The sequence below is a fragment of the uncultured Hyphomicrobium sp. genome, assembly GCF_902826555.1.
Lineage (GTDB): Bacteria > Pseudomonadota > Alphaproteobacteria > Rhizobiales > Hyphomicrobiaceae > Hyphomicrobium_C.
The window spans coordinates 3044-14233 of the sequence record NZ_CADEFI010000036.1; the positions used below are offsets into that span (position 1 = coordinate 3044).

Below are 11190 nucleotides of genomic sequence, written 5' to 3' on the forward strand. Positions count from 1 at the left end.
TAAATGACCATGATCGCTTCGGGCCCTATCAGTCCGAAGCGTGAATCATCGGTCTTGCTAAAAGACCTTTTTGGAAGCTCGCCCGATGATGACCCGGTTGATCACAGGCTCCGCTTGCCCCTCCCGAATGTGACGCTGATCCCTGCGCGCATCCGGCGACCGAACGCGGTCATTTGAGCAATCTCGACATCAGGTCCTGAAAGGTCCCCAGGAAACGTCATGAGCGACCGGAAAAAATTCTATATCACCACGGCCATCTCGTACCCGAACGGCGTGCCCCACATCGGCCACGCCTACGAGGCCATCGCCACCGATGCCATCGCCCGCTTTGAGCGCCTCGATGGCAAGGATGTCCTCTTTCTCACCGGCACCGACGAGCACGGTCTCAAGATGAAGCAGACGGCCGTGAAGGAGGGCATCGAGCCGCTCGCTCTCGCGGACCGCAACGCCGCGCGCTTCATCGAAATGGTCGCCTTGCTCGGCGTCTCCAACGACGACTTCATCCGCACCACCGAGCCACGTCACTACGAGGCTTCGGCCGAGATCTGGCGGCGCATGGAGAAGGCCGGCGACATCTTCAAGAAGAAGTACGGCGGCTGGTATTCGACGCGCCAGGAGACCTACTACAAGGAAAGCGAGACCGAGCTGCGTGACGGTCAACGCTACGATACCGAGAACGGCACCCCCGTCGAATGGACCGAGGAGGAGACCTACTTCTTCCGGTTGTCGGCATATCAGGACCGCTTGCTCGCGCTTTACGACGCGAACCCGGACTTCATCCTGCCGCCCGAGCGCAGGAACGAGGTCGTGAGCTTCGTCAAAAGCGGCCTCGAGGATCTCTCGATCTCGCGCTCGACGCTGGATTGGGGCATTCCCGTTCCGGACGCGCCGGGTCACGTCATGTACGTCTGGGTCGATGCGCTCACGAATTACGTGACGGCCACGAGCCTGCTTAATACGCCGCAAGGCGCGCGAAAAGATTTCTGGCCGGCCGACGTGCACGTCATCGGCAAGGACATCGTGCGCTTCCACGCCGTTTATTGGCCGGCTTTCCTGATGTCGGCCGGCATCGCGCTGCCGAAGCGCATTTTCTCGCACGGGTTTGTGTTGAACAAGGGCGAGAAGATCTCGAAGTCGGTTGGCAATGTCGTCGATCCGTCCGACCTCGTTCGCGCCTACGGCCGCGATCAGCTGCGCTACTTCTTCCTGCGTGAAGTTGTTTTCGGGCAGGACGGCAACTATTCTCCGGAAGCCATTGCCAACCGCATCAACGCCGATCTGGCGAACAACCTTGGCAATCTGGCGCAGCGCTCGCTGTCGATGATCTACAAGAACTGCGACGGCAAGCTCCCCGAGCCCGGCGAGCTGACCGCCGAGGATGCGGCGATCCTCGCCGCGACCGACGCCCTCTACGCCGAGGCGCGCACGGCCATGGATAGACAGGCCATCACGCGCTATCTCGACGCCGTGTGGTCCGTCATCGCCGACGCCAACCGCTACTTCGCGGCCGAGGAGCCGTGGGCAAAGAAAAAGACCGATCCCAAGCGCATGGAGACCATTCTCTATGTCACGGCCGAGATCGTGCGGCAGTTCGCCATTCTGGCTCAGCCGGCGATGCCGGAGCTGGCGGGCAAGCTGCTCGATCTTATATTGCCCGGCGACGACGATAGTCGCGCCTTCGCAAGCCTCGGAGCGGCGGGCCGCCTGAAGCCCGGCACCGCCATTCCGGAGCCGCAGGGCGTCTTCCCGCGCTACGTCGATCCGGAGGAGCAGCCAAAGCAACAACCCCCTCCGAAGCAGAAGAAGGGCGGCAAGGGCGAGAAGCCGCAAACCTAGAGCAACGCATGCTGGTTGATCACCACTGCCACCTGGATTTCCCCGAGTTCGCGGACGACCTCGCGGGCGTTGTGGCGCGTGCGGAGAAGGCCGGCGTCGGCACGCTGGTGACGATCTCGACGCGCATTCGCAAGTTCGATCAGATCCGCGCCATCGCCGAGCGCTTCCCCGATGTCTGGTGCTCCGTCGGCACGCACCCGCACAACGCCGACGAGGAGCTGGACATTCCCGCGAGCGAGATAGTCAGGCTTTCGCAGCATCCGAAGGTGGTCGCCATCGGCGAAGCCGGGCTCGACTATTATTACAAGCATTCGAGCCCGGCCGGTCAGGCGGAAGGCTTCCGCAATCACATCGCCGCCGCGCGCGAGACGGGGCTGCCACTCGAGATCCACACCCGCGAGGCCGATGCCGACACGCTGGCCATCCTCCGGGATGAGCATCGGAAGGGCGCTTTTCCCGCCGTGCTTCATTGCTACACCGGCGGGCGCGAGCTGGCGCTGCGCGCCGTCGATCTCGGCCTCTACGTCTCGTTCTCCGGCGTCATCAGCTTCAAGAAGACCGAAGCCCTCCAGGAGATCGCCCGCGACGTGCCGCTCGACCGCATCCTCGTCGAAACGGACGCCCCGTTCCTCGCCCCGGTTCCCCACCGCGGCAAGACCAACGAGCCCGCCTACGTCGTGCACACCGCTGCCGCACTGGCCCGCATCCGCGGCGTCTCGGAGGCCGAGGTGGCACGCGCGACCACCGACAACTTCTTCCGCCTGTACGCCAAGGCGCAACGGCCGGCCGCGCGCGAGAGTGCCGCCGAATGAGCCTCCGACTTACGATCCTCGGATGCGGGTCCTCGGGTGGCGTGCCGCGCATCGGCTCGGGCTGGGGCAGGTGCGATCCGCAAAACCCGAAGAACCGCCGCCGCCGGTGCGCGCTGCTGGTCGAGAAGCGTGGACGCGGCGGCACGACGAGCGTCCTCATCGATACGCCGCCCGACCTGCGCGAGCAGCTTCTCTCCGTGCGCGCCGAGGCCCTCGACGCGGTGCTCTTCACCCACGACCACGCCGATCATACGCACGGCATCGACGACCTGCGCATGGTGGCCTACGCCATGAAGAAGCGCGTGCCGTGCTATTTCGATGCGGCGACGCAGTCGAGCATCGTCGGCCGCTTTGCCTACTGCTTCGTGCAACCCACCGGATCGACCTATCCGCCGATCCTGGTGGCGGAGCGCATGAAGCCCGGCGAAAAGGTGGCCATCGAAGGCGCGGGCGGCACCATCGAGGCGCTTCCGATCCGGCAGTTCCACGGCGACATCGAAACTTTGGCGTTCCGCTTCGGCGACGTCGCCTACTCGCCCGATGTCTCGGCGCTGCCGCTCGATTCCGTACCGCTGCTGGAGAACCTCGATCTCTGGATCGTCGATGCGCTGCGCTACACGCCCCATCCGAGCCATTTCTCGGTCAAGGAAGCCCTCGAGCACATCGCCCGGCTCAAAGCCCAACGCGCCGTGCTGACCCACATGACCGGCGACCTCGACTACGACGCCCTGAAGCGCGAGCTTCCGTCCCACGTCGAGCCCGCCTACGACAACATGGTCATCGAGATCTGACGTCTCCACGTGTCATCCTCGGGCTTGTCCCGAGGATCCAACCAGCAAACGAAAGAACCGCTAAGCGTCGTTGCTGGCCGCCAGCGGCGCGGCGGCTTGCGGCGCGTCGGCCCGGAAACGCACGAGACGGCCGTTTTCGGTCGCACTCGGCAGCAACAGCGGCAACGCGAACGCCGCAACCTGTTCCGGCTCCACGAGCTTGCTCTTGTCCTCGCCCGGAAATGCCTTGGCGCGCAGCGCGGTCCGCATCGGCCCCGGATCCAGTAGCGTGACCCGCACCGGCGTGTTGGCCACCTCCTGCGCGTAGGTCTTCGCCAGTGCCTCGAGTCCGGCCTTCGCCACCGCATAAGGGCCCCAATAGGCCACGTCGCCGGAGGCGACACCCGCGGTAATGAACAAGGCGCGCCCCGCATCGCTCCGCTTGAGGAGCGGATCGAGCGTGCGGATCAGCCGCCAGTTGGCGTTGAGGTTGATGTCGAGCACGCTCTCCCACGCATCCGCCGCCACGTGAGGCAACGGCGAGAGGGGTCCCAGGATTCCCCCGGCTGCGACCAGGATGTCGAGTTTGCCCCAACGCTGGAAGAGCACCGGACCGAGCTGGTCGAGGCGGTCCTGGGCCCGAAGGTCGAGCTTGAGGATGGTCGCTTGCCCGCCCGTGGCGCGGATCTCGTCGTCCACCTCTTCGAGAGCACCGGGCGTGCGTGCCGAGATGACGACGTGCGCCCCCTCGCGCGCGAGGGCGATCGCCAAGGCGCGTCCGAGTCCGCGCGAGGCGCCTGTCACCAGAGCGATGCGATCCTTGAAGCGGGGAGGGACTGCCATGAGGCCTTTCTGGCTCTTCGGAGCGGGATCGGGCCCGAGCGGGACATATCGGACGCGTCGAAATCTCGAGGCTGCACTGTAAACGCTTGGGCGGCCGAAAGAGAAGCCCGCTCGCGCCGCTTAGTTTCCAAGAGGCAAGTCTGCGAGATCGATATGCAAGTCAGGCCGCCGTGCGGCAGCCGGCGGGCGACGCCGACACCCCGTCCAAACGCTCGGCAAAGGCCGGGCAAGCCACACCGGTTTCAACCCACGTGCCGGGCAGAAGGGCGCGGGCCTTCGGGAGCGGACGCAGGCTGTTATCCGACCTCCGCGAGCAGCGACAGCTGACGGGTACCGGCTTGGCCGTTCTGGTCGGTGAGTTCCGTCGGGTACTCGCCCGTGAAGCAGTGGTCGGTGAACTGCGGGTTGATGGCATCGCGTCCGTCGTAGCCGACCGCCCGATAGATGCCGTCGACCGAGAGGAACGCCAGACTGTCCGCGCCCATGAAAGCGCGCATGCCCTCGATGTCGTAGTTGGCGGCCAGAAGCGCAGTCTTGCTCGGCGTGTCGATGCCGTAATAGTCGGAATGCGTGATCGGCGGCGATGAGATGCGCATGTGCACTTCGCGCGCGCCCGCTTCGTACATGAGCTGCACGATCTTCTTCGATGTCGTGCCGCGCACGACGCTGTCGTCGATCAGCACGATGCGCTTGCCGCGGATGACACCCGCGTTGGCGGAGTGCTTCAGCTTCACGCCCAGCGCCCGGATGCGCTGCTCGGGCTCGATGAAGGTGCGGCCCACGTAGTGATTGCGGATGATGCCGAGCTCGAACGGCAGCCCGGACTCGCGGGCAAATCCGATCGCCGCAGGCACGCCGGAATCGGGAATGGGAACGATGACGTCGGCATCCGCCGGCGCCTCGCGCGCCAGCTGCGCGCCCATCTGCTGACGCACGTCATAGACGGACCGCCCGCCGATGACGCTGTCGGGGCGTGCGAAGTAGATATACTCGAAGATGCAGGGCCGTGCCGGACGGCGCGGGAAGGGACGGTGGCTTTCGAGCCCCTCGGCCGTGATGACGACCACCTCGCCGTTCTCGACCTCGCGCACGAACTCCGCGCCGACGATGTCGAGTGCGCACGTCTCCGACGTGAGCACGTAGGCCTCGCCCAGCCGGCCGATCACCAGCGGGCGGATGCCCACGGGGTCGCGCGCCCCGATCATCATGTCGTTGGTGAGGCCCACGAGAGCCCAGGCGCCTTCGATCTGGCGGATCGCTTCGACGAAGCGCTCGACCATGCGCCGCTTCTTGGAGCGCGAGAGGAGGTGAAGGATGACCTCGGTGTCCGAGGTTGAGGGGAAGATCGCGCCCGAGTTGATCAGCTCTTGGCGCAGCGTCAGCGCGTTGGTGAGATTGCCGTTGTGCGCGACGGCGAAGCCGCCGGTGTCGATGTCCGCATAGAGCGGCTGCACGTTCTTGAGGGCGGGCTCGCCGGTCGTCGAGTAGCGGTTATGGCCGATGGCCATGGAGCCCTTGAGGCGATGAATGACCTGCGCTTCGTTGAAGTTGTCTCCGACCAGGCCCAGACGCCGCTCGGAGTGGAACTTGCCGTCGTAACTGACGATGCCGGCGGCTTCCTGGCCGCGGTGTTGCAGGGCATGCAGACCGAGCGCTGTGATGGCCGCCGCTTCGGGGTGCCCAAAAACACCAAAGACCCCGCATTCTTCGCGGAGTCTGTCGTCGCCCATCTTGGATAGGCCGAAATCCGGAAAGGTGTCGCTCCCGACACCGGGTGCGTGATCGTGCGCCATGGCTGCCTCCCGCTAAAGCATCCGCCGCAACTACTAAACGCAAGTTCGATGCAACGGCCGCTCGCCGCACGCGATGCCGAGGGTCATACCCCTCTCCGTTGCATGCGCGGAATATATGATAATCGCCGAGCTGTTAAAGAGCTTTATTGCAACTGTCGCAGATCTGTCGCCGGGCTATGGCGCCGCGGGCGCAGTTCCGCCCGCGGAGCTTATCCCAAAGTATAATTGGTTACTTATCGTGCCGGAGGCGCGTGGAACCTACTGCGCCGGAGGCGCGTCCGGAGCCGCCGGCGGCGGAGAAAGGCTCGTCGGCATATAGGTTTCCAGGATGCCGCGGATCGCGGTCCCGGTCTCACGGATGTAGGGCGTGGACAAACCGTCGCGTACCCAGGGCAGGTGGTTCTGCTCGTCGGGCACGAACGACGCGTAGAACATATAGGGAATAACGACCAGCAGGAATCCACGCGCGAGCCCGAACAGGAAGCCCAGGATGCGGTCGATCATGCCGACGCTCGAATCCAGAATCACATCCGAGATGCGTGCCGTGATCAGGTGCACGATGATGAGCACGATGAGGAAGATGACGGCGCCGATGGCGATCTGGGCGACCGCGACCTGGGTCCCCATCTGGACCGCCATGTCCTCGGCCACCTTCTTGTAATTCAATACGAAATAGAGCGTCGCTCCGGCCGCCGCGATCCACGACAGGATGGAGAGCAGCTCGCGCGTGAGCCCGCGATACATGGCGAGGATGGCGGAGATGAAACAAACCGCGAGCACTGCGGCATCAAGGTAGGTCAGCGGCCCGATCATGGTCTCGGCTCCTCCGTCTGGACCATGACCGCGAAGGGCCATGCTGGCCCAAGGCGTGAATCATCGGTCAGAACAACGGTGTTGACGGCGTGCTCGTGTGTTTCCCCGGCTGTTCAGTCGCACGGGGCGAGGCCCGCCGCAAGCTCCTTGAGATGGGAAATGCGGCTGAGCGCGAGCTTACCGCCTTCGCCGCCGGGCTCGCCGCGAAGCTCCCCGCCGGCCGGAATCACGGCACCGGTAAAGCCGAGCTTCGCGGCCTCCTTGAGGCGCAGCCCCATGTGCGGCGACGCGCGCACCGCCCCCGAAAGCGAGATCTCGCCGAAATGAATCTGCTTGGGATCGAGCGCCTGGTTCGCGAGCGAGGCGAGCAGGGCCGCCGCCGCCGCGAGGTCCGCCGCCGGCTCGACGATGCGCAGTCCCCCGGCCACGTTGAGATAGACGTCGTGATGGGCGAACGAAACTCCGCACCGCGCCTCGAGTACGGCGATCAGCATGGCGAGCCGGCTCTGCTCCCAGCCCACCACCGCACGGCGCGGAACCCCGAGCCCCGAAGGCGCGACGAGGGCCTGGATCTCGACCAGGATCGGCCGCGTCCCTTCCATGCCGGCGAACACGGCCGTGCCCGGCGCGCTGGCATCGCGTTCGCCGAGGAACAGCTCCGACGGATTGGCGACCTCCCGCAGGCCGGTCTCCGCCATTTCGAACACGCCGATCTCGTCGGTGGCCCCGAACCGATTCTTGGTCGCGCGCAGGATGCGATACGTATGTCCGCGGTCGCCCTCGAACGAGAGCACGGTGTCGACCACGTGCTCGACCGCCTTCGGTCCCGCGATCTGACCGTCCTTCGTCACGTGCCCGACCAGCAGCAGCGCGCACCCGGCCTGCTTGGCGTAGCGCACCAGCGATTGTGTCGCGGCCCGGACCTGGCTGACGGATCCCGGCGCCGCCTCGAGGGCATCCGTCCACAGCGTCTGGATAGAATCGATGACGACCAGATCGGCCCGCTTCTCCTCGCCCAGTGTCGCCAGGATGTTGGTGAGGCTCGTCTCCGCCGCCAGCGCGACCGGCGCGTCGCCGAGCCCGAGCCGCGCCGCCCTGAGGCGCACCTGCGCGGCCGCTTCTTCACCCGAAAAGTAGATCGCGCGCCGGCCAGCCCGCGCCAGGGCCGCCGCGAGCTGCAGCAGCAGCGTCGATTTGCCGATACCGGGCTCGCCCGCGATCAGATGCACGCTTCCCGGCACGATGCCGCCGCCTGTGACGCGGTCGAGTTCCGGCATGCCGGTCGAGAAGCGCGGTGCTTCCTTCGACGTGCCTGAGAGGCTTTCGAGCGTGAGCGCGCGTCCCTTGCTGGCTTTGGCGAGACCCGACCCGGGCGGCGGAGGCGCGGTGACCTCCTCTACGATAGTGTTCCAGTCGCCGCACGAGACGCACTTCCCCGCCCAGCGCGCCGACACCGCCCCGCAGCTCTGACAGACGAAATTGGATTTCGTGGCCTTGGGCATTCTACGCTCCTCCGCCGAGGTAGCGGCGCGCGAAACGCGGGCCGAGGCGGGTGAGCACCTCGTAGCCGATCGTGCCGGCCGATTTTCCCATGGCTTCGATCGTGAGTCCGGGCCCGACCAGCGTCACGAGATCGCCGCGTGCAACCTCGCCCTCGATGTCCGTCACGTCGACGGTGATGAGATCCATCGATACGCGCCCGACGACCGGCGCACGTGCTCCGCCCACCAGCACGGCACCGCCCTTCTTGCCAGAAGCGGCACTGAGCGCGCGCGCGAAGCCGTCCGCATAGCCCGCCGCAACCACCGCGATACGCGACGGCCGCGCCGCCTGCCACGTGGCCGAATAGCCGACGCTGTCACCGGTCTTGAGCGTCCGCACCTGCAGAACGCGCGCCCGCACGGTGACGACCGGTGACACCGGCGTCGGCCCGCCCTGGAACGCCTGCCCGCCGTAGAGCGCGTAGCCCGGCCGCACGAGATCGTAGTGATAGGTCGCGCCCAGCATCAGCCCGTCCGAAGCCGCGAGGCTCGCCGGCGCAGAAGGCAGCAGCGCACGCCGCTTGTTGAAGGCGGCGCGCTGCTTGGCATTCTGCGGATGCGCGGGATCGTCGGCGCAGGCGAGATGGCTCATGACGAGGCGGAGTTCGAGGGCGGATAACAGCGCCGGTCGCGCGGCCAGCGTCTTCACGTCCGCGGCCGAAAGCCCGAGGCGGTTGAGGCCCGAGTCGATCTGCAGCGCGGCCGGCAGTCGGCGCCCGAGCCGCTTCGCGGCCTCGGACCACGCCGCGACCTCGTCGAGGTTGGAGAGAACCGGCGCCACGTCGGCCGCGATCAGAAGCTCCTCGGCGCCCGGGATCAGCCCATCGAGCGCGAACAGGCGCGCGTCGGGATTGAGCAGCCGCGCCGCGCGCCCTTCCTCGGGCGTGGCCACGAAAAACGTCCGGCACCCGGCCCGCGCCAGCGCCGGGATCACCTCCGTCGCGCCGAGGCCGTAGGCGTCGGCCTTCACCACCGCGGCGCATTCCGCAGGGGCGACGAGGTCGGCGAGCGCCCGCCAGTTGGCGGTAAGCGCGTCGAGATCGACGATGATCACGCCGGTCGCCTCGGGTGGCAGCTCGATCGTCATGCCGCCCCCGCCGATTGCAGCCGCCCGAAGGGCCGGCGAGCTGTCACTCGTAGCGCTCGGGAAGCTGGAACTCGCGCGCAAGGTTGGCGAAGCGCGTGAACTGGCTCTCGAAGGCGAGTTGCACGGTCCCGACCGGGCCATGGCGCTGCTTGCCGATGATCACCTCGGCCTTGCCCGAAACCGCCATCATCTGCGTCTGCCAATCGTTGAACTCCGCCGTCCCCTCGCGCGGCTTCTGCCGCTCGACGTAGTATTCCTCACGGAACACGAACATGACAACGTCCGCGTCCTGCTCGATCGAGCCCGATTCACGCAGATCCGAGAGCTGTGGCCGCTTGTCCTCGCGCTGCTCGACCTGACGCGAGAGCTGCGACAGGGCGATGATCGGCACCGCGAGCTCCTTCGCCAGCGCTTTGAGGCCGGTGGTGATCTCCGTGATCTCCTGCACGCGGTTGTCGCCGCGCTTGGATGAGCCCGAGAGCAGCTGCAGGTAGTCCACGATCAGAAGGTCGAGCCCCTTCTGCCGCTTGAGCTTGCGCGCGCGCGCCGAGAGCTGCGCAATCGAGATGCCGCCGGTCTGGTCGATATAGAGAGGCGATTGACTCATCACCTTGGCGACCTCCGAGAGCTTGCGGAACTCGTCCTCGGTGATCATGCCGCGACGGATCTTCTCCGACGCGATCTCGGATTGCTCGGAAAGAATACGTGTCGCGAGCTGCTCGGCGCTCATTTCGAGCGAGAAGAACCCGACGCGGCCGCCATCGACGGTCTTGTCGGTGCCGTCCGGTTGCTTCTCGGAGCGGTACGTCTTGGCGATATTGTAGGCGATGTTGGTCACCAGCGCCGTCTTGCCCATCGACGGACGACCCGCGAGGATGATGAGATCGGAGGACTGCAGCCCGCCCATCTTGTTGTCGAGATCGTTGAGGCCGGTTGCCAGGCCCGAAAGATGTCCGTCCCGCTCGTAAGCCGCCGCCGCCATGTCGATGGCGTGTGTCAGCGCCGTGCCGAAGGTCATGAAGCCCTGGCCGTACTTGCCGCGCTCTGCGAGGTCGTAGAGGCGCGTCTCCGCCTCCTGGATCTGGCTCTCGGGCGGAAAGTCGATCGGCGCGTCATAGGCCGAGTTGACCATGTCCTCGCCGAGCACGATCAGGTGCCGGCGCACGGCGAGGTCGTAGATCGTCCGCCCGTAGTCCTCGGCGTTGATGATGGTCGCGGCGTTGGTGGCCAGCGTGCCGAGATACTGCGGCACGGTCATGTGCGCATCGATCGGCTCGGCATTCTCGAAAAACGTTTTGAGCGTGATCGGCGTCGCCTGCTTGCCGACCTGGATCATCTTCCCGGTCGTCTCGTAGATCTGGCCGTGCAGGGGATCGAAGAAATGCTCCGCCTCGAGGAACGCGGACACCCGGTCCAACGCCTCGTTGTTGATCAGGATGGCGCCGAGCAGGGCTTGCTCTGCCTCGATGTTGTGGGGGGCTTCGCGGAAATGCACCGGCTCGGTGGCCTGGGCGGCTTCGCGCAGCTTGTCGGTCTGGAGGAGGGCTGTGTTTGTTGTCATGGGGGCACCCTAGCTCAAGGCCCCGAGTCGTCCGCAGGGCTTCCCCGCCCATTCCCCGTTACCCACACACCCGAAAGTTGTCGCTTGAGTGAGGCGAATCGCACCGACCATCCGTGCGCCGCTACAACTCATCG

The 11190-nt window shown here is 66.1% G+C and carries 9 protein-coding genes; 3 read left to right on the forward strand and 6 right to left on the reverse strand.

All coding sequences use genetic code 11. The annotated features are described in order from the left end of the window. The first annotated feature begins 219 nt into the window (after nt 1-219). The 3 genes from metG to QZV93_RS13805 are packed head-to-tail and all read left to right on the forward strand — an operon-like array spanning nt 220 to nt 3439. On the forward strand, nt 220-1836 hold the full coding sequence (gene metG / locus QZV93_RS13795; protein ID WP_295559208.1) for a methionine--tRNA ligase: 1617 nt from the start codon (nt 220-222) through the stop codon (nt 1834-1836). A gap of 8 nt (nt 1837-1844) precedes the next feature. Next, the gene (locus QZV93_RS13800; protein ID WP_295559209.1) at nt 1845-2648 is read left to right on the forward strand and encodes a TatD family hydrolase; all 804 of its coding nucleotides are present in this window, start codon (nt 1845-1847) and stop codon (nt 2646-2648) included. Beyond that, nucleotides 2645-3439: an MBL fold metallo-hydrolase gene (locus QZV93_RS13805; RefSeq protein ID WP_295559210.1), complete on the forward strand. Its 795-nt coding sequence runs from the start codon at nt 2645-2647 to the stop codon at nt 3437-3439. The genes QZV93_RS13800 and QZV93_RS13805 overlap by 4 nt, the downstream gene beginning before the upstream one ends. A gap of 60 nt (nt 3440-3499) precedes the next feature. Here QZV93_RS13805 and QZV93_RS13810 read toward each other — a convergent pair whose 3' ends face one another. The 6 genes from QZV93_RS13810 to QZV93_RS13835 form a co-directional block, all read right to left on the reverse strand. Beyond that, entirely contained in the window at nt 3500-4261 is a 762-nt protein-coding gene (locus QZV93_RS13810; protein WP_295559211.1) for an SDR family NAD(P)-dependent oxidoreductase, read from the reverse strand. A gap of 296 nt (nt 4262-4557) precedes the next feature. Beyond that, on the reverse strand, nt 4558-5991 hold the full coding sequence (gene purF / locus QZV93_RS13815; RefSeq protein ID WP_295559238.1) for an amidophosphoribosyltransferase: 1434 nt from the start codon (nt 5989-5991) through the stop codon (nt 4558-4560). Nucleotides 5992-6312: 321 nt separating this feature from the next. Continuing rightward, nucleotides 6313-6867, reverse strand: a complete 555-nt coding sequence (locus QZV93_RS13820; RefSeq protein WP_295559212.1) for a CvpA family protein — start codon at nt 6865-6867, stop codon at nt 6313-6315. A gap of 113 nt (nt 6868-6980) precedes the next feature. Beyond that, complete coding sequence (gene radA / locus QZV93_RS13825; protein ID WP_295559213.1) at nt 6981-8369, reverse strand: DNA repair protein RadA; 1389 nt, start codon at nt 8367-8369, stop codon at nt 6981-6983. Between the two features lies 1 nt (nt 8370). Beyond that, the gene (gene alr / locus QZV93_RS13830; protein ID WP_295559214.1) at nt 8371-9495 is read right to left on the reverse strand and encodes an alanine racemase; all 1125 of its coding nucleotides are present in this window, start codon (nt 9493-9495) and stop codon (nt 8371-8373) included. A 43-nt stretch (nt 9496-9538) separates the two neighbouring features. After that, nucleotides 9539-11056 carry a replicative DNA helicase gene (locus QZV93_RS13835; RefSeq protein WP_295559215.1) on the reverse strand — a complete coding sequence of 506 codons (1518 nt, stop codon included), beginning with the start codon at nt 11054-11056 and terminating at the stop codon, nt 9539-9541. Nucleotides 11057-11190 lie beyond the last annotated feature (134 nt).